This is a genomic window from Labrys sp. Lb11 (assembly GCF_057554225.1).
The window spans coordinates 196,827-217,680 of the sequence record NZ_BAAJOT010000004.1; the positions used below are offsets into that span (position 1 = coordinate 196,827).

Consider the following 20,854-nt stretch of genomic DNA (forward strand, 5'->3'; position numbering starts at 1 on the left):
TCAGTCGAGCGTCTGGCGGAAGCGCGCCACGGCAAGCCCCATCGCCGCCAGGGTGAAGACCGCCATGGCGGCGACGTCGACCTGCAGGTCGACGAGGCCCGCCCCCTTCAGCATGATGCCGCGCACGATGCGCAGGTAGTGGGTGAGCGGCAGCACCTCGCCGATCGCCTGCGCCCATGGCGGCATGCCGCGGAACGGGAACATGAAGCCCGACAGCAGGATGTTCGGCAGGAAGAAGAAGAACGACATCTGCATCGCCTGGAGCTGGCTCTTGGCGACGGTGGAGAAGGTGTAGCCGACCGACAGGTTGGCGAGGATGAACAGGAGCGTCAGGCCGAGCAGCAGCGGCAGGCTGCCGATGATCGGCACGCCGAACAGCAGCCTGGCCGCCACCAGGATCAGCGTCATCTGCACGCCGCCGACCACCAGATAGGGCGCGATCTTGCCCAGCATGATCTCGACCGGGCGGATCGGCATGGCCAGGAGGCTCTCCATGGTGCCGCGCTCGATCTCGCGGGTGACCGAGAGCGCGGTGAAGATCAGCATGGTCAGGGTCAGGATGGTGCCCATCAGGCCGGGCACGATGTTGAGCTGGGTCTGGCCCGACGGGTTGTAGCGCTGCTGGATGCGAAGCTCGAACGGGGCGGGCGGCTGGGCCAGCGAGCCGGTCGGTCCCTTGAGGTCGATCTGGAAGGCCTGGGCCGACAGGCCCTGCAGCGCCGCCACCGCCCCGCCGGTCGCGATGGGATCGGTCGCATCCGCCACCACCAGGATGGCCGGCTTCTCGCCGCGGATGAGTGAGCGGCCGAAATTCGCCGGGATCTCGACGCCGAACTGCACGGCGCCCGAGAGGATGAGCCGGTCGAGCTCCTCCTCGCTGCGCGCTTGGATGCGGAAGTCGAAATAGTCGCTCACCCGCATCGCCGAGAGGAAGGAGCGGGAGAAGGCGCCGTCGTCCTGGCTCAGCACCGCCGTCGGCAGGTGCCGGGGGTCGGCATTGATGGCGTAGCCGAACAGCAGAAGTTGGACCAGCGGGATGAAGATCATCGTGGCGAAGGTGATGCGGTCGCGGCGGAGCTGGATGAACTCCTTCAGGAAGGTGGCGTAGCAGCGCTCCAGCGAGGCTCGCAGCGACCAGCCATTGTCCTGGTCGACGACGCTCATTGGTAGTTGTCCCGGGCGCGCGACATCAGGTCGATGAACACGTCCTCGAGGCTGGGTTCGCCGCGCCGCCAGCTCTGCGGCCCGGCCTCGCGCAAGGCTTGGGTCGCCGCGTCGAGCCGCTCCCCGTCGCGGCCGCTGACATGCAGCACCGCGCCGAAGGGGGCGACCATGTCGACGCCCTCGGTGCGGCGCAGGCGCTCGGCCAGCTCGCCGAGATCCCTGCCGGTCACGGTCCAGGTGGCAAGATGGGCGTTGGCGACCACCTGCTCGACCGTGCCATGGGTCATCAGCTCGCCATAGGCGATGTAGGCGATCTCGTGGCAGCGCTCGGCCTCGTCCATGTAGTGGGTCGAGACCAGCACGGTCAGGCCGTCATGGGCGAGCGCGTGGATTTCGTCCCAGAAGTCGCGGCGCGCCTTGGGGTCGACGCCCGCGGTCGGCTCGTCGAGCAGCAGCAGCCGCGGGCCGGGCAGGATGCAGGCGCCGAGCGCCAGGCGCTGCTTCCAGCCGCCCGACAGGTCGCCGGCGAGCTGACCGGCGCGATTGGCCAGGCCGAGCCGCTCGATGGCCGCCTCGGCCGCCCGGCGCGGCTGCGGCAGGCCATAGACCCGGGCGACGAATTCCAGGTTTTCGCGGATCGACAGGTCGGCATAGAGCGAGAAGCGCTGGGTCATGTAGCCGACATGCCGCTTGATCCGGGCCGACTGCGTCAGGATGTCGTAGCCCAGGCAGGTACCGCGGCCGGAATCGGGCGTCAGCAGCCCGCAGAGCATGCGGATCGTCGTGGTCTTGCCGCTGCCGTTCGGTCCGAGGAAGCCGTAGATCAGCCCGCGCCGGACCTGCATGGTCAGGTCCTTGACCACGACGCGGCCGTTGAAGGACTTGGTCAGCCCTTCCACGTCGATGACCACGTCGGAGGCGGGTGCGGCGGTCATGATCCTTCCTCCCGCGGCCGGACACGGACGGGCAGGCCGACCGGCAGCAGACGATCGCCCTCCAGCCGGGCTTCGGCACGGAACACCAGCTTGGCCCGCTCCTCCTCGCTGAAGATCACCGGCGGCGTGAACTCGACCTGGCTGGACAGGAAGACGAGCCGCGCCGGCCGTGGCGGACCGCAATCGTCGCAGCTGACCTCGACAGCCTGGCCGAGGGCGAGCCGCGCCAGCCGCTGCTCGGGCACGTAGAAGCGCACGCGCAGATTGGCCGGCGGCAGCAGCGACAGCACGGGCTGGCCGGCATTCACCACCTCGCCCGGACGAAAGAAGATCTCCTGCACGGTGGCGGCAGCCGGCGCCGTCAGCCGGCGCTTGTCGAGCCGGGTCTGCGCCTGGGCAAGCGCCGCCTCGGCCGCCCGTACCGCCGCCTCGGCCGCCTCGATCTCGCCGGTCCGGCCGGCGATGCCAGCCGCGTCGATCTGCCGTGTCGCCTCGGCGAGCGCCGCGGTGTCGCGGTCGAAGGCGGAGCGGGCCTGGTCGAGCGCCGCCGTGGTGGCGAAGCCGCGGGCGGAGAGGCTCTTCTGGCGCTCATAGTCGCGCGTGGAATAGTCGAGGCTGGCCTGGGCCCGGTCGCGCTGCGCCCTGAGCACGGCGATCTGCTCGGGGCGCTGCAGCGCCGCCTCGAGGTTGGCGAGGGTGGCGCGGGCCTGCTCGAGCTTGGCGGCGTCCTCGTCGCGCTGGCCGGCCTGGAGGCTGTCGTCGAGGGTCGCGACCACCTGGCCCGCGGCGACGGCGTCGCCTTCGGCCGGGACGAGCGTGGCGATGCGTCCGCCGTCCTCGGCGGCGACATAGACGAGATTGCCCTCGACATAGCCCTGGAACGCATCGGCCTGCCCGTCCGGTCCCGGCCAGGACCACCAGGCGATGCCGGCTGCGGCGAGCAGCAGGACCAGGAGAAGGCGCAGCCACCTCATGGCCCCGGCGCCTTCATCGCCCGCAGCAGCACCGCGGCATGGGCATCGAGCAGGGCCTGTGCGTCCAGCGGCTCCAGCCGCTCGAACAGGCTCTTCCAGATGACGGCGACCAGCGCCGGCGCGACGACGAGATGCGGGAAACGGGCGATCTCGTCATGGTGGAACTCGCCGCGCTCGACCGCGCGCCCGGCGATGTGGCGCAGCACCGCCAGTCCCCGGCCGATCACCTCGCGGTGATAGAGCTCGGCAATGTCCGGGAAGCGATGCGCTTCGGTGACGATCAACCGCAGGATATCCTTGCGGCGCGTCCCCAGCACTTCCGTGGCGAAGAAGGCGAACAGCATCCTGAGCAGCGTCTCCGCCGAGCCGTCGGCGGCGAGGATGCGCTCGCGCATGGTCTCCACCGGCGCGGCGATGCCGGACCGGATCAGGGCTTCGAACATCGCCTGCTTGGAGGGAAAGTAGAGGTAGAGCGTGCCCTTGGCCACGCCGGCGCGCCGAGCCACCTCGTCGAGCCGGGCCTGGGTGAAGCCGTCCTCGACGAAGACGTCCAGCGCCGCGTCGAGGATCGCCTGCATCTTGGCCTGACGCTCGTCGTCGCTGCGGGCGCGAGGGGCGACACGGCGCGGAGTCGGCTTGTCCGGCATGGCCAGTCCCATCTTCACAGCTAATGACTGACCAGACAGTCATTAATCGGGACGACGAGACAATGCAAGTCCGTCGCAGCGGCCGTCACGGCAAGCCGAGCCTGCCCCGCGAGGCAGGCCCGGCCGACTTCCGATTGCCCTGGCGCTGCTCCCTGGATCGGAACCGTGCCGATCCAGGGAAACCTCGTTCAGTCGAGCGGCTTCAGGCCGCGTTCGATCGAAGCGCGTCGGCCCTCGAGGAAGGGCGGCAGCGACAGTTTCTCGCCCAGCGTCTCCAGCGGTTCGTCGGCGGTGAAGCCGGGACCGTGCGTGGCGATCTCGAACAGGATGCCGTTCGGCTCGCGAAAATACAGGCTGCGGAAGTAGAAGCGGTCGACCGGCCCGCTGGACGGCAGGCGCAACTCACGCAGCCGCTCGGCCCAGGCTTGGTAGTCCGCGTCCGGAATGTGGAACGCGACATGGTGCACCGCGCCGGCGCCCTGCTGCGCCGGCGGCAGGTGCGGCTCGACCGCGACATGCAGCTCCGCCCCCGGCCCGCCCGGCCCCATCTCGAAGACGTGCACCGGCGAACCCTCGAGGCTGTATTGCCGGGCCTCGCGCATGTCCAGCACCCGCGTCAGCACCAGCGCGGTGTTGGTCAGGTCCGGCACGCTGATCGTGATCGGGCCGAGGCCGCGGATCTGGTGCTCGGCCGGTACCGGGCTGCGTGCCCAGGGATGGGCCGGGCCGGCGCCGCCGTCGTCGATCAGGCTGAGCCGCTGGCCCTCGGGATCCTCGAAGTCGAGAGTGGCCCGGCCGTCCCGGTCGATGACGCCGCCATGGGCGACGCCCCGGTCCGCCAGCCGCCGTGCCCACCATTCGAGGCTGGCCCGGCCTGCGACGCGCAGGCCCGTGCGGATGATCGCATGCGTGCCGCGCCGCTCGCGCTGCACCGGCCAGTCGAAGAAGGTGAGATCCGAGCCCGGGGTCGCCTCGCCATCGGCGTAGAACAGGTGATAGGCCGACGTGTCGTCCTGGTTCACGGTCTTCTTCACCAGCCGCATGCCGAGCGTCTCGGTGTAGAAGCGGTGGTTCGCCCCGGCCTGCGCCGTGATGGCGGTCAGATGATGGATGCCTTCCAGCTGCATGTGTGCCTCCGTGCGGGTCGTGGGACCCGGCTTGTCTTGTCAGACTTAAGTGCTTACCAGTTAGGCCGATGCAACGCGGCCCGCCACAGGCGCAAATCTCGTCGGCAAAAACGCAAGGAAACGGTCATGGCTTTCGCAACTCGTCCGCTCGGGCGCACCGGCATTCCCGTCTCGGTCGTCGGCTTCGGCTCGGCGCCCCTCGGCGACCTGTTCGTCAAGCTGGACGACGCCACCGCGATCGCCACGGTGGAGGCGGCGATCGCCGAAGGCATGACCCTGCTCGACACCTCGCCGCATTACGGCAACGGCCTGGCCGAGCACCGCATCGGCACCGCGGTGCGTCGGGTGCCGCGCGACAGCGTCGTGCTGTCGACCAAGGTCGGCCGCGTAATGGCGCCGCGGCCGGAGACCGCCGTGGCCGGCCGCGGCCCGGCGGCGACCTCGCCGGGCTTTGCCGGCGGCCTGCCGCACAAGGCCTCCTTCGACTATTCCTATGACGGCGCCATGCGCTCCTTCGAGCAGTCGCTGCTGCGACTCGGCACCGATCGCATCGACGTGCTGCTGATCCACGACGCGGATGTGTGGACTCATGGGCCGGACGGCGTCGAGGCCCGTTTCGCCGAGGCGATGAACGGCGCCTACAAGGCCCTGCACAGCCTGCGCGAGCAGGGCGCGGTCAAGGCGATCGGCGTCGGCCTCAACGAAGCCGACATGTGCGAGCGCTTCGCCCGCGCCGGCGACTTCGACACCATGCTGCTGGCGGGCCGCTACTCGCTGTTGGAGCAGCCGGCGCTCGAGAGCTTCATGCCGCTCGCCCTGGAGAAGGGCATCGGCATCATGCTCGGCGGCGTGTTCAACTCCGGCATCCTGGCCACCGGCGCCGTGCCCGGCGCGGTCTACAACTATGTGCCGGCGCCGCCGCACATCATGGACAAGGTGGCGAAGATCGAGGCGGTGTGCCGCGCCCACGGCGTGCCGCTCGCCCATGCCGCCATGCAGTTCGGGCTCGGCCACCCGGCGGTCGCCTCCCTGGTGCTCGGCGCGGTCCAGCCGACCGAGATCGCCCGCAACCGCGACGCCTTCGCCAAGCCGGCGCCGGCGGCGCTGTGGAGCGACCTGAAGTCGGAAGGCCTGCTGGACAAGGCCGCGCCGGTGCCGGCCTGACGCGGCGCCCATGGTTGCGATCCGAGCCTCGAGGCCGGCAGACGTCGCCCGGTTGCCGGAGATCCGGCGCCGGGCGGCCTGAGCCGTCGCCTCCGCCGGGTGGGCCCTACTTGGCGTCGGCGGGCAGGGCGATCTCTTCGCGGTTCTGCTCGCGATAGAGCACGAACAGGCCGCTGGCGACGATGATGGCGTTGCCGAGCGCGATGGCCGGCGTCGGCACGTCGCCCCAGACGATCCAGCCGAGGATCGCCGCCCACACGAGGCCCGAATACTGGAACGGCGCCAGCAGCGAGGCGGGAGCCAGGGCGAGCGCCCGCGTCACGCACATGAAGCAGAGCATGGCGACGATGCCGACCAGGAACATCAGGCCGAGGTCGAACGAACCCGGCTGCACCCAGCCGAAGGGGCTGGTCGCCGCGCCGACCAGGCCGGCGCCGGTGAACTGCCAGGTCACCAGCGACAGCCAGCTCGTTCCCCTGAGCTTGCGGGTGGTGGCGACGCCCAAGGCGAACATGGTGCCGCCGAACAGGGCAATCAGGGCGGAGGCGGAGAAGGCGGCGGAGGTCGGCTGCAGCGCGATCAGCACGCCGGCGAAGCCGACCAGCACCGCGCCCCAGCGTGCGGCATCGACGCGCTCGCCGAGCAACGGGCCGGAGAGGGCGGTCACGATCAACGGCGCCGCCATGTAGAAGGTCATGACGTCGACCAGCGGCAGGGCCTTGGTGGCGTAGTAGAAGGCGAAGGTGTCGCCGGCCATGCAGGCGACGCGCAGCAGGTTCAGGCCGACCTGATCGGTGCGGAAGAGGGTGGCGCGCTCCCGCCAGCCCAGCAGCGCCAGCACGAAGGCGGCGCCGGTGGTGCGCAGGAGCAGCAGCTGGCCGACGCTGTAATCCGCCATCAGCCATTTTCCCAGGGCATCGTTGACCGCGAAGAAGAAGACGCCCGTGAGATAGAGCGCGATGCCCGCGCTGGTGGCGGAGAGACGGGAGGAGGACATGGGAAGGAGGGGACGCGGGCGGCGGGAACCGCAGCTTTAAGCGCCGCGGGCCGATTTGTCATGGCCGGTCTTGCCGAGCCCGTTCGGGACAACATCACGCAGGCGCTGTGCCGACGAGCCTGGGTCGCTCGCGGCCGGGCAGAGGCCCGGGCACACCGGTCGCGTCTTGGCCGTCGATGCCGCCGCGACCGGACATGGACTTCAAGCGGGCCGCCCGCCGACGCAAGGCCGGCGGTCGGCCATCATCGACGGGGAGGAGGCCGGACCCCCGTCAATGCAGCCTGCCGCCGGCGCCGTAGGCGACCCAGACGTTGGGCTCCTCGTAGACGCCGACCTGGCGCTTCCGGTCCACCGAGACCGGAACCAGCGCGCCGTCGAGAATGAAGGTCTCTTCGCCGTCCAGGCTGCGTCCGGCCCAGGTTTCCCAGAAGCCGAGCGGCTCCTCCACCACCATGGAGCGCTCGCAGGGGCGGATCATCCGCCCGCCCTCGGACAAGTGCGCGCGCAGCCAGGGATCGTAGATGCGGCCTTTCTCGTCGACCCAGCCCATATAGTCCTGGATGGAAACCAGCGGGTGGACGTCCTTGAGCGTCGGCCGGACGGGGGCGATCAGGCCGTTGAAGCCGAGTCGGACGGTCAGCTCGCGCAGCGCCCGAATCATCGTCCGCGCATAACCCTTGCCGCGATGTACGCGCGGCACCGAAATCGCGAGCGCTCCGAGCATGTTCGGCTTGCCGCCTTCGCGCGAAGCCGCGCGCTTGACCAGCCAGTCCCACCCCTCCGACGGCAGCTCGTCCGGACCGGAACAAGCAACCGGAACGCAGCACGCGGCCGCGACGGGGTAATCGGTTTCGGTGTCGACGAGACAGAGTTGATAATCGGCGAACTCGTCCAACAAATCATCATAGTAACTATGATGGGCTTCTGTGTAATTCAGAAAACCGATTGGACCCCAGGTCGCGTGCTCCAAGGCTATTGCGGCACGTTTCAGGTCTGGGCTATCGCCTCTCGAGCGAATGACTAGATTTGTCATCGGGTTTCCAATCACGGTTTATCAGGTGACTACGAAGAGGCTGCATAATACCGAAACTGTAATATAATATTAACCATACTATTGCAACGGGGATCTGTAAGCGCGGGCGATCGGGCGCGGGAAGGCAGGGCCGGCTATACCGGCCGCGGCCGGAGCCGGACGGGCGCTTCGCCACCGCCGGCCATGGATGGTAAGCATGACAAGATGTTTCCCGATGCCGGACGGGCAACATGTTGTTCAGCATTCGAAGTTAGGGTGGAGTGCGCAACCATGGATCGGTGCGGTTTCGGGCTTCTCGGCATGCGGCTGCCGACCGGCGCGGCGATGCCATGGTCCGAGTCCGAGGCGGTCGAATGAGGCAGTGGATAAACATCAGGGAACCGGCGGGCGATTTGCGGCGCCTCACGGCCGCCATCGGCATCGCCATCGGCTTCTTCGGCCTGACCCTGATCGGAATCATCCTCTATTCAGGATGGTCGTCCAACAAATCCGCCCTCGAAACCGAAGCCAAGCTGGTCGACAACGCGATCAACCAGAGCATCGCCCGCGTGCTCAACGAGCAGAAGAGCGTGTCGTGGTGGGACGATTCCGTCAAGAATATCGAGGTAGCGTTAAACCCTGAATGGATCGACCAGAACATCGGCCTGTTCCTCACCGAGACCTACGGCCAGGACGAGCTCTATGTGATCTCGCCCGAGGGCAAGCCCGTCTACGGCTACCAGCGCAACGGGCGGCTCGAGAACCTCGACCGGATCATGCGCAATCCGGCGATCTCCACGCTCCTGGGCGAGCTTCGCACGGGCAAGGCGGCGACGCTCTACGAACGCCCTGACGCCTTCGGCGAGGGCCAGAACAATTACCAGGCGCTGCGCGGCGTGCTCGACTATGCCAAATGGCGCGGCCATGTGCTGGTTGTCGACGGCCGCCCGGCCATCGTCACGGCCATCACCGTATCGCCCAACATCGACCTCTCGCTGCTGACCAGCCGCAGCTTCGTCCTGCTCAGCATCGTCTTCATCGACGAGGCGTTCATCCGCAAGGTCGGTCGATCGCTGCTGCTGCCGGATCTGGCCCTGACGCCGCAGCCCGGCACCGCCAGCGGCGCCGTGTCCGAGCCGCTGACCGCCGACGACGGCGTGCCGGCCGGCTTTCTCAGTTGGAAGCCGCGACGCCCGGGCACCGTGCTGCTGACCATGATCCTGCCCATGGTGCTGCTGGGCATCGTCGGGGCCGGCGCGCTCACGCTGATCATGCTGCGCCGTCTCTGGGCGGCCTCGCTGGAGCTTGCGCGCCGCGAGTCGGAAGCCCAGTACACCGCTCGCCACGATACCCTGTCCGGCCTGCCGAACCGGCACTGCTTCGCCGAGCAGGTGGAGCAGGCGCTGCAGAACCTGACGACGGGCAAGGCCGGCATGGTGATCGTCGCCTATCTCGACATCGACCGGTTCAAGGACATCAACGATACGCTCGGACATCAGGCCGGCGACGCCTTGATTCGCGCGGCGGCGACCCGGCTCAGGAACGGCCTCGTCGGGGGCGACATCCTCGCCCGGTTCGGCGGCGACGAGTTCGCCATCATGCGCACCGGCGAGAACGCCGATTCTGCCGCGGATCTCGCCGAGCGCCTGAGCGGCGCCTTCGCCACGCCTTTCGCCATCGTCAGCCAGAACGTCGCCGTTACCGCCTCCATCGGCTTTGCCTTTGCGCCGGATCATGGCCGCACGGTCGACGGGCTGATGCAGCGGGCGGACATCGCGCTCTATGCCGCCAAGGAGGCCGGGCGCGACCAGGCGAAGTTCTTCTCAGACGAGATGGAGCGCGTCGTCCAGAGGCGGCGCGCCGTCGAGCTCGACCTGCAGGCCGCCATCAAGAGCGGCGACGGCCTGGAGCTGCTCTACCAGCCGATCTTCTCCTGCGCCGCCAACGAGGCGACCGGCGTCGAGGCGCTGCTGCGCTGGAGCCATCCGCTGGAAGGTGTCGTCGCCCCGTCCGAGTTCATTCCGATCGCCGAGGATGCCGGCCTGATGCCGGCCCTGGGAAGCTGGGTGCTGGAGCGGGCCTTCTCCGACCTCGCCAGGCTGCCCAACTTGGAGCTGTCCATCAACCTGTCGCCGGCCCAGCTCAAGAGCGCCGGCCTCGAGGAGGAGCTGACCGGCCTGATCGAGCGCCATGGCGTCGACCCCAAGCGCGTCATCTTCGAGATCACCGAGACCGTGATCCTGAACTCCTCGGCCTCGACTGCCCGGACCATGGCCTTCATCCGCGGCCTCGGCTTCGAGATCGCGCTGGACGATTTCGGCACCGGCTATTCCAGCCTGCGCTATCTCGTCGACTTCAAGTTCGATCGGCTGAAGATCGACCGCACCTTCGTCACCGGCATCCACCAGGCCGGCAACACCTTCGCCATCGCCCAGTCCGCCGTCCAGCTCGGCCGGCACCTCGGCATGCATGTGGTGGCGGAGGGCGTCGAGACCGAAGCGGACGCCACGGTCATGCGCTTCCTCGGCTGCACCGAGCTGCAGGGCTATTACTTCGCCGAGCCGATTCCGATCGACCGGATCGAGGAGACGGTGGCGCGGCTGGCCCGGCACCGCATCCCCACCCAGGTCGCGACCCTGACCAATCTCACCCTCACAAAGTCCTCGCGATAGCCGCGGCTTTTGGTTACCGTCCGCCCTGCCTCGGCTCGAGCGGACGCAAGACCCGCCCCTTGGCCGGCGCCCCCGCGCGAGTGACCTGTCCATCCTGGAGCAAAGACTTTGACAGCCAACGATCCGAACGATCCGGCTTGGGCGCAATTCGATTCCGAGACCTATTTCACCCACTATTACGAAGATCCCCATCCCGACGACGACCACGTCGTCAAGCTGACCTGCGAGGCGCTGGCCGCTGCGGCGCCTGCGGGCGGAGCTCTGAACACCGTCGACGTCGGCACCGGACCGAACCTCTATCCGATGTTTGCGGCGCTGCCGCGCGCCGCCTCGCTGACGGCCTGGGAGTTCTCCGCCAGCAACATCGCCTGGCTGCGGGCCGAGATCGCCAAGGAGACGATGCGGCCGCAATGGGTGCATTTCTGGAACGTGGTCCGTCAGGCCTACGGCGCCGGCGTGCCGCTGCCGGCCGACCCGGTCGCCGAGCTCCGCCACAAGATGACGGTGCGCCAGGGCTCGATCTACGACCTGCCGGAACGCCAGTGGGACGCGGCGACGATGTTCTTCTGCGCCGAAGCCGTCACCAACGTCCAGGAGGAATTCGACCGCGCCTGCGCCTGCTTCGCGCGCTGCGTCAAGCCCGGGGGCACCCTGGTCGCCGCCTTCCTCGTCAAGTCGCAATCCTACACCATCGGCGAGCGTCGCTACGACGTGATGACCCTGTCGGAGGAGTCGCTGCGTCAGACCTTTTCCGCCGTGGCGACGGACATCGCCACGACCCCGGTCGGACTCGTCGAGGAAGAGGTGAAGAGCGGCTATACCGGCATGGTTCTGCTCTCCGCCAAGTCGAAATAGGGCCCGCCCCGGGGGGCCGTATCCCGGCCCCCCGATCGCGACGCAGCCGCGGCGGCTGGACACGCCGCCGCCCTGTGATATGTGGCGGCCACATCGCCGGCATGGCGCCGCCGGCGCCGTCCGCGACGGAGCCTGCCCCGCATGATCATCGCCCATCGCCTTTGCCCGCGGAACGGCGACAAGCTCGAACGCCATGCCCTGCGGCCGGGCGAGGCCCTGACCGCCGACGTGCAGTGGATCGACCTGTACGAGCCGACGCGCGAGGAGGATCGGCAGGTCGAGGGACTGCTCGGCATCGCCGTTCCCACCCGCGACGACATGAACGACCTGGAGCCATCCGAGCTGTTGTGGACGGAGAACGGCGCCCGCTACATGACGGCCCGGCTCCTGGTGCGGGCCGAGGGCGAAGAGCCGGAGATGACGGCGGTGACCTTCATCCTCAAGGGCAGCACCCTGGTCACCGTGCGCTACAGCGAGCCGAAGTCCTTCAACATGTTCGTCAGCCGGGCCAGCCGGCCGGGCGGTTGCGGCAGGAGTGCGGAGGCGATCCTGTCCGGCCTCACGGATGCGATCATCGACCGGGCCGCCGACGTGCTCCAGGAAGTCGGCACCGCCATCGACGCCACCTCGCGGGACGTGTTCCGGCAGCCGGGCAAGGCGGGCGACCGCAACGCCGCCCTGCAGCGCACGCTGCATGCGCTCGGCCATCACGGCGACATCGTTTCCAAGGCGCGCGAGAGCCTGGTGTCGATCGAGCGGATGCTGCTGTTCCTGTCGACGAGCTTCGAGGCCAGCGCCGCGGCCGCGGATCTGCGCGAGGAGGTGCGCACCACCCTGCAGGATCTGGAGTCGCTGGAGGAGCATGCCAGCTTCCAGTCGGGCAAGATCCAGTTCCTGCTGGATGCCACCCTCGGCCTGGTCAACCTGGAACAGAACAACATCATCAAGCTGTTCTCGGTCATGGCGGTGATCTTCATGCCGCCGACGCTGGTCGCCTCGGTCTACGGCATGAACTTCGAGCACATGGTCGAGCTCAAATGGGCATACGGCTATCCCATGGCGCTCGTGCTGATGGTCTTCGTCGCCGTCGCCCCCTACGTGCTCTTCCGCTGGAAGAACTGGCTCTGAGCCCGCCGCTCACCGGGGCGGAGCCGGAGCAGCCCGGGCGGTCCGTCCGCGACGATACGATCGTATAGGTCCCGCATCCCAAGGTGCAATTGACGCCCGCATGGCCCCCCTGACAGAACGGCCATGTTGTCGCTGCGTTCGGCGCGGCGGCAGCACGTCGAAACAACGGCTTCATCAAGGTCAATGGACAGCCACCCAAGTCGCTGTCCGGTCGCGGCTTCGGACCGCCGCCGGACGGGCATCCCGTCGAACTGGATCGTCGAGGACGAAACCAGCCTCGATGAGGGCGCCAGTCGCCGCCCCGGCCTCGCCGCCTGATCGCGCCGCCCGTCATTCGCCGAACGAGGACCATGCCGTCCGGCCTGCCTGCCGGGCTGCCCGGCGCCCTCCTGATCCCAGAGAGCTCCGCCATGGTGTTCCTGTCCAACGACCGCCGGGGGCACAGCGCCGTCGCCGCGCTGTCGCGGGCCCGCATCCTGCCCAACGCCTACGACCTGGTCGGCCTGGCGCTCGTCGTGGCGCTTGCCGTGCTGCTGGTCCACGGGGCCGCGGCCATGCGCGCCCCGCTCGCCGGCCTCGCCAGCGCGCCGGTCGTGCTCGACCCGGCGCTGCTGCCCGAACATGCGCTGCGCACGACGCTGCGCATGTTCGCGGCCATCATCGCATCCCTGATCTTCACCTTCGCGGTCGCGACCCTGGCCGCCAAGAGCCGCCGGGCCGAGATGGTGATCATCCCGGCGCTCGACATCCTGCAGTCGGTCCCGGTGCTCGGCTTCCTGACCTTCACCCTCACCTTCCTCATGGGCCTGTTCCCGGGCAGCCAGCTCGGCGCCGAATGCGCCTCGATCTTCGCGATCTTCACCAGCCAGGCCTGGAACATGGCCTTTTCCTTCTATCAGTCGCTGCGCACCGTGCCGCGCGATCTCGACGAGGTCAGCCGTGGCTTCGGCCTCTCGGCCTGGCCGCGGTTCTGGCGGCTGGAGGCGCCTTTCGCCGCGCCCGGGCTGATCTGGAACACGATGATGTCGATGTCGGGCGGCTGGTTCTTCGTCGTCGCCTCCGAGGCGATCACCGTCGGCGACACGACGGTGCAGCTGCCGGGCCTCGGCTCCTGGCTGGCGCTCGCCATCGACCGGCAGGACTTCACCGCCGTGGGCTGGGCGGTGCTGGCCATGGCCGTGGTCATCCTGCTCTATGATCAGCTGCTGTTCCGGCCGGTGGTGGCCTGGGCCGACAAGTTCCGCTTCGAGCAGACCGCCGGCCAGGAGCGGCCGCGCTCCTGGGTCTATGCGCTGGTCCGGCGCACCCGCCTGCTCAAGCGCCTGGCCGCGCCGGCGGGCTGGCTCTGGGGCCGGATGCTGCTCCGGCCGGCGCCGCAGCGGAGGCCTAGGCGTGGAGCAGGTTCCGACCATCTATGTCGTCGACGACGACCCCTCGGTCCGCGACGGGCTCGATAGCCTGCTGCGTTCGGTGGGCTACGCCGTCCGCAGCTTCGCTTCGACGCGGGACTTCGCGCTGGATCGCCGGCCCGACGGCCCGGCCTGCCTGGTGCTCGACGTGCGCATGCCCGGAGCGAGCGGCCTGGATTTCCAGGAGGAGCTGGCCGCGATCGGTGACCGCATCCCGATCGTCTTCCTGACCGGGCACGGCGACGTGCCCATGTCGGTCCGCGCCATCAAGGCCGGGGCGGTGGAGTTCCTGCTCAAGCCGTTCCGGGAGCAGGATCTGCTCGATGCGATCCGGACCGGCGTCGCCCGCGACCGCGCCCGGCGCCGGGACGAGGCCGCGGCCGCCGATCTCAAGGCGCGCTTCGGCACGCTTTCGGTGCGCGAGCGCGAGGTGATGGCCCTGGTCGTCACCGGCCGCCTCAACAAGCGGATCGCCGCCGATCTCGGCCTCAGCGAGATCACCGTGAAGGTCCATCGCGGCCACGTCATGCGCAAGATGCAGGCGGCCTCGCTCGCCGACCTGATCCGCATGGCCGACCGGCTCGGTCTTGCGGCCGACCCGGCCTGAGAGCCTCAGACGTCGAGGTTCGCCACGCTGAGGGCGTTGTCCTGGATGAACTCGCGGCGCGGCTCGACGATGTCGCCCATCAGCTTGGTGAAGATGTCCTCGGCCTCGACGATCTCCTTCACCTGCACCTTGAGCAGCGAGCGGACATTGCGGTCGAGGGTGGTCTCCCACAGCTGATCCGGGTTCATCTCGCCCAGGCCCTTGTAGCGCTGCAGCGAGATACCCTTGCGGGCGACGGTGGCGATCGCGTCGGAGAGGGCGGAGGGGCCGTGCACGGCCGTCTCCTCGCCGCGCCGGGTCAGCATGGCCGGCTCGCCGTAGATCTCGCGCAGGCCCGCCGCCCGCTCGTCGAGCTTGCGGGCGTCGGCGGTGGCGAGCAGCTGGGCGTCGATGGCGTGGCTTTCCTTGACGCCGCGCACCGTGCGCTCGAAGACGTAGCCGCCGCGGTCGACGATGCCGACCCAGCCGCGCTCGAACTCCTCGGAGATCGCATCCAGGCGCCGTGCCACCTCGGCCGCGGCGGCCTCGGCCTGCGCGTGGTCCGCGACCACGCCGATGTTGAGGGCGCCGGCGATCGCCGCCTGCTCGACCACGCCGCGATCGTAGCGCGTGTGCAGCGCCGCCAGGATGGTGCGCACGTTGCGGGCCTCCTCCAGGATGACCCGCAAATCCTGCCCGGCCCGCACCTCGCCGCTGCCGAGCCTGAGGGTCGCGCCCTCGACGCCGGTGTCGATCAGATAGTCCTCGAGCGCCCGCTCGTCCTTGAGGTACTGCTCGGACTTGCCGCGCGTCACCTTGTAGAGCGGCGGCTGGGCGATGTAGACGTGGCCCCGGTCGATGATCTCCTTCATCTGGCGGAAGAAGAAGGTCAGCAGCAGGGTGCGGATGTGGCTGCCGTCCACGTCCGCGTCGGTCATGATGATGATCTTGTGGTAGCGCAGCTTGTCGGGATTGAACTCCTCCGAGCCGATGCCGGTGCCGAGCGCCGTGATCAGCGTGCCGACCTGCTCGGACGACAGCATCTTGTCGAAGCGGGCCCGCTCCACGTTCAGGATCTTGCCGCGCAGCGGCAGCACGGCCTGGTATTCGCGCGCGCGCCCCTGCTTGGCCGAGCCGCCGGCCGAGTCGCCCTCGACGATGAACAGCTCCGACTTGGCCGGGTCCTTCTCCTGGCAGTCGGCCAGCTTGCCCGGCAGTGAGGCCACGTCGAGCACGCCTTTGCGCCGGGTGAGCTCGCGCGCCTTGCGGGCGGCCTCGCGCGCGGCGGCGGCTTCCGCCACCTTGCCGACGATGGCCTTGGCCTCGGCCGGATGCTCCTCGAACCAGATGCCGAGCGCTTCGTTGAGGGCCCCCTCGACCACGGGGCGCACCTCGGAGGAGACCAGCTTGTCCTTGGTCTGCGAGGAGAATTTCGGATCGGGCACCTTGACCGACAGCACGCAGGTCAGGCCCTCGCGGCAGTCGTCGCCGGTAATGTCGACCTTCTCCTTCTTGGAGATGCCGGAGCCGGTGGCATAGCCCGTCACCTGGCGGGTGAGCGCGGCCCGCAGCCCGGCCAGATGGGTGCCGCCGTCGCGCTGCGGGATGTTGTTGGTGAAGCACAGCACCGTCTCGTGGTAGCTGTCGTTCCACCACAGCGAGGCCTCGACCGTGATGCCGTCGCGCTCGGTCCGCATGTAGATCGGCGCGGGCATCTGCGCCGTCTTGGAGCGGTCGAGATAGCGCACGAAGGCTTCCAGGCCGCCCTCGTACATCATTTCCTCGCTCTTCTCGCCGCCATGGCGGCGATCGGTCAGGACGATGCGTACGCCGGAATTGAGGAAGGCGAGCTCGCGCAGGCGATGCTCCAGCGTGGCATAGTCGAAGTCGACCTTGGTGAAGGTGGCGGGCGAGGGCAGGAAGGTGACCTCGGTGCCGCGCATGTCGCCGGCCGGCCCGACCACGGCGAGCGGCGCATCGGCGTCGCCGTGGGTGAAGCTCATCGCGTGCTCGTGGCCGCCGCGCCAGACGCGCAGGGTCAGCTTGGAGGACAGCGCGTTGACCACCGACACGCCGACGCCGTGCAGGCCGCCCGAGACCTTGTAGGAGTTCTGGTCGAACTTGCCCCCGGCATGCAGCTGCGTCATGATCACTTCGGCTGCCGACACGCCTTCGTCCGGATGGATGTCGGTGGGGATGCCGCGGCCATTGTCGGTGACGGTGCAGGAGCCGTCGGGATTGAGCGTGACCGTGACCAGCGTGGCGTGGCCGGCCAGCGCCTCGTCGATGGCGTTGTCGACGACCTCGTAGACCATGTGGTGCAGGCCGGAGCCGTCATCCGTGTCGCCGATATACATGCCCGGGCGCTTGCGCACGGCATCCAGGCCCTTGAGGACCTTGATGCTGTCCGCGCCATAGGTGTTTTCGGATTCTTCGGAACGTGCGGCTTCGGCCATGCGCGGTCGCTCGACTCTCGTTGATGATTCGACCCTCAATATAAGCGTTCCCGCCCCCGATTTCATGTGAAATCGGCCCTCGTTTTGCTTTTATTTTCAATCGATTACGGGCTTTTTCAGACAGGCCGTCGCGCGATGGCGCGACGGGCGCGGATCAAAGGCCGGGCCAGCCATTCGGTCGATTGCACGGCGGGCGGGCGGCAGGCGTGAAGTCGATCGCGTGGAAGGCATCGGCCTCCATCTGCGGTCGGCGTTCTCCGCCGCCGCTCGGATCGGGGCGCCCCTCAGCGCGTCGCGATCGCGACGGCGGCGCCGGCCATCACCGTGCCGGTGGCGCGGTTGATCGCCCGCATGGCGCGGGTGGAGGTGAACATGCGCCGGGCCCGGGCCGCGAGCAGGATGTAGCTGGAGAACACCACGGCCAGCACGGCCAGCACGACGCCGACGAGCTCGGCATAGCCGATGGCGCCGATCGTGTTGAGATCGAGGAGATTGGGCAGCAGCGCCAGGTAGAACACCATCACCTTGGGATTGCCCATGGTCACGGCCAGCCCGCCCAGAAACAGCCTGGCCGGATTCTCGCGCGCGGCCGCGACGATGTCGTGGGCCAGCGTGGGAGCGGTCCACAATTTCCAGGCGAGATAGAGCAGGTAGGCGGCGCCGGCATATTTGACGACGAGAAACACCGCCTGGAAGGTCTGGGCCAGCATCGCCAGGCCGGCCACCGCGAAGGTCAGCCACACCACGTCGCCGAGGGCGACGCCGGCGGTGAAGGCGATGGCGCCATCGGTGCCGCGCCCGAGCACGCGGGCGACGATTGCGGCGATGCCCGGCCCGGGGGAAGCCGCCGCGACGAACAGGGCGCCGGCGAAGACCAGGATGGCGGTGATGTCGGGCATGGCGGCGCTCCGGGGCGGGAGCGCTCTTCTAGCACATCCCGGCGGCGACGGTCACGGCGCCGCCGGGATGCGGAGGGTCTTGTCGCGGGCCGGTCCGGGACCGGCGCCGGACGGCGCCTCAGCGCATGTCGTTGCGAAACAGATTGCCGATGGCGCCGGCGTGGATGCCGAGATCGGTAAGCGCACGGTCGTCAAGGCGCGTGAGCTCCCGGTGCGTCCGGCGATAGGCCAGATAGGCCTTCACCCGGGTCACCAGGGCGGAGATGGAAGCTGCGATCAGCATGGAAGTACGTCCTACGAGAGATTCGTCATGTGGGCACCGTGCTAATCGTTTGCGAGCGCGACAGCTGTGTGAAATTGCACGGGCTGCCATGCAGCGGTGCCATGACTTTCGCAGGGTCCGATGAAGGATCCGTCAACCATTGCGTGCCGGCGCGCCTGTCCGGCTCAGGCGGTGGTCGAGTGGGCGATCCTGGCCTCGGCCTCGCCGATGGCGGCCGGCGTGCCGACATGCAGCCAGACGCCGTCGAGCCGGCGGCCGAACAGCCGTCCCTTGGCTTCGGCCGCGTCGAACAGCCGGTTGAGCGAGAAGATCTCGGGCATGCCCGTGAACAGCTCCGGCTTGATCAGGAGCACGCCGGCATAGGCGAAGGGCGCCACCGCCCGCTCGCGCCGCCGCGTCAGCCGCCCGGCCGTGTCGAGGAAATAGTCGCCGGCGCCGTCGAAGCCGACGCTGGTGGCCGTGGCCGCGACCAGCATCAGGACGTCCATCGCGGCCGGATCCCATGCGGCGACGAGCCGCCGGATGTTCGAGGTCGGACCCTCGATCCAGAAGCTGTCGGAGTTGCAGACGACGAAGGGCCTGTCGCCCAGCAGCGGCAGGGCCTTCCTCACCCCGCCGCCGGAGTCGAGCAGGACGTCGCGCTCGTCCGAAATCAGGAGGCGCGGCGAGGTCCGCCGCGCCAGGTGCTGCTCCATCTGGTCGGCGAGATAGTGCACGTTGACCACCACCGTGCCGACGCCCGCCGCTTCCAGCCGGTCGAGCACATGGTCGAGCAGGGTGCGGCCGGCCACCTCGACCAGCGGCTTCGGCCTGACATCGGTGAGCGGGCGCATGCGCTTGCCGAGCCCGGCCGCCAGCAGCATGGCATGGTCGAAGGGGCGCCCGGTCATGGTTGCCCGGTCCCGGCTTCGGCCGAGAACACGAAGGCCTCGTACCAGGCCCTGAGCTCAGCCAGGGCCGGATGGGCCAGCGTCCGGTCCAGATAGGTGCGCACCCGCGGGATGTGCTTGAGATAGCCCGGCTTGCCGTCGCGCTTGTCGAGGCGGGCGAAGATGCCGAGGATCTTGGTGGTGCGCTGTGCGCCCATGATGGCGTAGTCGCGCGCGAAGGCCGCCGCGTCGAAGGCGGGGTCGGCCTTGAGGCGCGCGCGGACGTAGCGGGTGACGAGCTGCAGCTCCAGCTCCTCCGGCACGGTGACGCGGGCATCCAGGCACAGCGCCGCCACGTCGTAGGCCGGCGAGCCGATCATCGCGTCCTGGAAATCCAGGAGCCCGATGCGCTCGATGCCCTTGCGCCCGGGCAGCCAGAGCAGGTTGGGCGAGTGGACGTCGCGCAAGAGCCAGGTCTTCGGCCCCTGCAGGATCGGCGCGAACAGCGCCCGCCACAGCCCGGTGAAGCTGTCGCGGTCGCGCTGGGAGAGCTGGCGCGCGCCGAGCAGCGGCAGGTACCATTCGAGCATCAGCTCGGCTTCGATCTCCAGCGCGCCGAGGTCGAAGGGCGGGATCTCGTGGGTGATGCCCGGCGCCACCGGCAGGGTGTCGGGCAGCGGGAGGCCGTGCAGCGTCGCCAGCAGATCGATGGTGACGCCGTAGCGCTCGGGCATCGGGCCGTCGGCATCGACCACGCCCTCGGTGCCGAAATCCTCCAGGAGCACCAGCCCGGTCTCGAGGTTCTCGGCCAGGATCTCCGGGGTCGAGAAGCCGCGGTCCGCCAGGCCTCGCGCCATGGCGAGGAAGGGCTTCACGTCCTGCGAGATGTGGGCGATGGCGCTGTAGGGCCGGCCATAGCGCACGGGCGCGGTGTCGGTGCGCGCCGGCGCGTTCATCAGGATGGCGGTCTCCTCGCCGCGCGTCAGCCGCTCATAGCTGCGGGTCGAGGCATCGCCCTGGACATGGGCGCGCTGCGCCGCCTGCCAGCCGGTCTCGCGCAGGAAGGCGCCGACGGCGGCCACCCGGGCGAGTGTCCGGGCGAGGGCGCCATGGGCGGTGACCACCGCGTGCCGAGCGGCCCCGCCGGGGGCGACGGTGAGGGCGATGTCGAGGCGGTCGGCCGGCAGGGCGTCGCCGACGCGGTCCGGCCATTCCACCAGCACCAGCGCGCCCTCGGCCGCCTCGTCCCAGCCGAGCTCGGCCAGGTCGTCGGGGCCGGCGATGCGGTAGAGGTCGGCATGGACGATCGGGAAGGCCGGCGTGTCGTAGACCTGCATCAGCGTGAAGGTCGGGCTCGGCACCTCCAGAGCCGGGTCTGCGGCCAGCTCGCGGATCAGGGCGCGTGCGAAGGCGGTCTTGCCCGCGCCGAGGTCGCCCGACAGCGTCACCAGGTCGCCGGCCTTGACCGCGGCGGCGATGTCGCGCGCCAAGCCGACCGTGTCGGTTTCGGTCGGCAGGTCGAGCGTCCAGGTGGTCAGCGGCGCCGTCATCGCGGTCGGGCGCATCGGAGGCCGAGCCGGGGCCGGCGGGTCGGAACCGGGCAGCGGTCCGCGGGGGCCTGAAGCGGCGTCGACGGGGGGATGGAACCAGTCATGGCGAGGCTCGTGTGGTTGGGCC

The 20,854-nt window shown here is 69.2% G+C and carries 17 protein-coding genes and 1 pseudogene; 6 read left to right on the top strand and 12 right to left on the bottom strand.

The genetic code is table 11. The features are described 5' to 3' along the window. From AC27L4_RS15475 to AC27L4_RS15495, 5 genes are all read right to left on the bottom strand, one after another. Positions 1-1,164, bottom strand: coding sequence for an ABC transporter permease (locus AC27L4_RS15475; RefSeq protein WP_487143123.1), 1,164 nt, complete (start codon positions 1,162-1,164; stop codon positions 1-3). Further along, positions 1,161-2,099: an ABC transporter ATP-binding protein gene (locus AC27L4_RS15480; protein ID WP_487143124.1), complete on the bottom strand. Its 939-nt coding sequence runs from the start codon at positions 2,097-2,099 to the stop codon at positions 1,161-1,163. Before AC27L4_RS15480 ends, AC27L4_RS15475 begins: the two co-directional genes overlap by 4 nt. Further along, positions 2,096-3,073, bottom strand: a complete 978-nt coding sequence (locus tag AC27L4_RS15485; protein WP_487143125.1) for an HlyD family secretion protein — start codon at positions 3,071-3,073, stop codon at positions 2,096-2,098. Before AC27L4_RS15485 ends, AC27L4_RS15480 begins: the two co-directional genes overlap by 4 nt. Continuing rightward, the gene (locus AC27L4_RS15490) at positions 3,070-3,720 is read right to left on the bottom strand and encodes a TetR/AcrR family transcriptional regulator (protein WP_487143126.1); all 651 of its coding nucleotides are present in this window, start codon (positions 3,718-3,720) and stop codon (positions 3,070-3,072) included. The genes AC27L4_RS15485 and AC27L4_RS15490 overlap by 4 nt, the downstream gene beginning before the upstream one ends. Before the next feature lie 188 nt (positions 3,721-3,908). After that, complete coding sequence (locus AC27L4_RS15495) at positions 3,909-4,847, bottom strand: ring-cleaving dioxygenase (RefSeq protein ID WP_487143127.1); 939 nt, start codon at positions 4,845-4,847, stop codon at positions 3,909-3,911. Between the two features lie 126 nt (positions 4,848-4,973). Here AC27L4_RS15495 and AC27L4_RS15500 point away from each other — a divergent pair, with 126 nt between their 5' ends. Next, positions 4,974-6,011: an aldo/keto reductase gene (locus AC27L4_RS15500; protein ID WP_487143128.1), complete on the top strand. Its 1,038-nt coding sequence runs from the start codon at positions 4,974-4,976 to the stop codon at positions 6,009-6,011. Positions 6,012-6,117: 106 nt separating this feature from the next. Here the strand turns inward: AC27L4_RS15500 and AC27L4_RS15505 are convergent, their stop codons facing one another. Both AC27L4_RS15505 and AC27L4_RS15510 read right to left on the bottom strand, forming a co-directional pair. After that, complete coding sequence (locus AC27L4_RS15505) at positions 6,118-7,008, bottom strand: DMT family transporter (protein ID WP_487143129.1); 891 nt, start codon at positions 7,006-7,008, stop codon at positions 6,118-6,120. A 271-nt stretch (positions 7,009-7,279) separates the two neighbouring features. Next, positions 7,280-7,903: a transferase gene (locus AC27L4_RS15510; protein WP_487143130.1), complete on the bottom strand. Its 624-nt coding sequence runs from the start codon at positions 7,901-7,903 to the stop codon at positions 7,280-7,282. 530 nt (positions 7,904-8,433) lie between these two features. Here AC27L4_RS15510 and AC27L4_RS15515 point away from each other — a divergent pair. The 5 genes and pseudogenes from AC27L4_RS15515 (at position 8,434) to AC27L4_RS15535 (ending at position 14,691) form a co-directional block, all read left to right on the top strand. Next, complete coding sequence (locus AC27L4_RS15515) at positions 8,434-10,692, top strand: bifunctional diguanylate cyclase/phosphodiesterase (protein ID WP_487143131.1); 2,259 nt, start codon at positions 8,434-8,436, stop codon at positions 10,690-10,692. A gap of 108 nt (positions 10,693-10,800) precedes the next feature. Next, positions 10,801-11,547, top strand: coding sequence for a methyltransferase domain-containing protein (locus tag AC27L4_RS15520; protein ID WP_487143132.1), 747 nt, complete (start codon positions 10,801-10,803; stop codon positions 11,545-11,547). 141 nt (positions 11,548-11,688) lie between these two features. Continuing rightward, positions 11,689-12,675 carry a magnesium transporter CorA family protein gene (locus AC27L4_RS15525; RefSeq protein WP_487143133.1) on the top strand — a complete coding sequence of 329 codons (987 nt, stop codon included), beginning with the start codon at positions 11,689-11,691 and terminating at the stop codon, positions 12,673-12,675. Between the two features lie 410 nt (positions 12,676-13,085). Continuing rightward, positions 13,086-14,054: pseudogene (locus tag AC27L4_RS15530) on the top strand (ABC transporter permease subunit); the annotation flags it as partial. Between the two features lie 13 nt (positions 14,055-14,067). Continuing rightward, complete coding sequence (locus tag AC27L4_RS15535; protein ID WP_487143134.1) at positions 14,068-14,691, top strand: response regulator transcription factor; 624 nt, start codon at positions 14,068-14,070, stop codon at positions 14,689-14,691. Positions 14,692-14,696: 5 nt separating this feature from the next. Here the strand turns inward: AC27L4_RS15535 and gyrB are convergent, their stop codons facing one another. The 5 genes from gyrB to tsaE form a co-directional block, all read right to left on the bottom strand. After that, entirely contained in the window at positions 14,697-17,126 is a 2,430-nt protein-coding gene (gyrB, locus tag AC27L4_RS15540) for a DNA topoisomerase (ATP-hydrolyzing) subunit B (protein ID WP_487143135.1), read from the bottom strand. A gap of 284 nt (positions 17,127-17,410) precedes the next feature. Next, positions 17,411-18,025 (bottom strand): LysE family translocator, encoded by a 615-nt coding sequence (locus tag AC27L4_RS15545; RefSeq protein WP_487143136.1) that lies wholly within the window; start codon positions 18,023-18,025, stop codon positions 17,411-17,413. 118 nt (positions 18,026-18,143) lie between these two features. Next, positions 18,144-18,308, bottom strand: a complete 165-nt coding sequence (locus AC27L4_RS15550) for a DUF1127 domain-containing protein (RefSeq protein ID WP_487143137.1) — start codon at positions 18,306-18,308, stop codon at positions 18,144-18,146. A 164-nt stretch (positions 18,309-18,472) separates the two neighbouring features. Then, positions 18,473-19,198, bottom strand: coding sequence for a nucleotidyltransferase family protein (locus tag AC27L4_RS15555; protein ID WP_487143138.1), 726 nt, complete (start codon positions 19,196-19,198; stop codon positions 18,473-18,475). Next, complete coding sequence (gene tsaE, locus AC27L4_RS15560; RefSeq protein WP_487143139.1) at positions 19,195-20,742, bottom strand: tRNA (adenosine(37)-N6)-threonylcarbamoyltransferase complex ATPase subunit type 1 TsaE; 1,548 nt, start codon at positions 20,740-20,742, stop codon at positions 19,195-19,197. The genes AC27L4_RS15555 and tsaE overlap by 4 nt, the downstream gene beginning before the upstream one ends. Positions 20,743-20,854 lie beyond the last annotated feature (112 nt).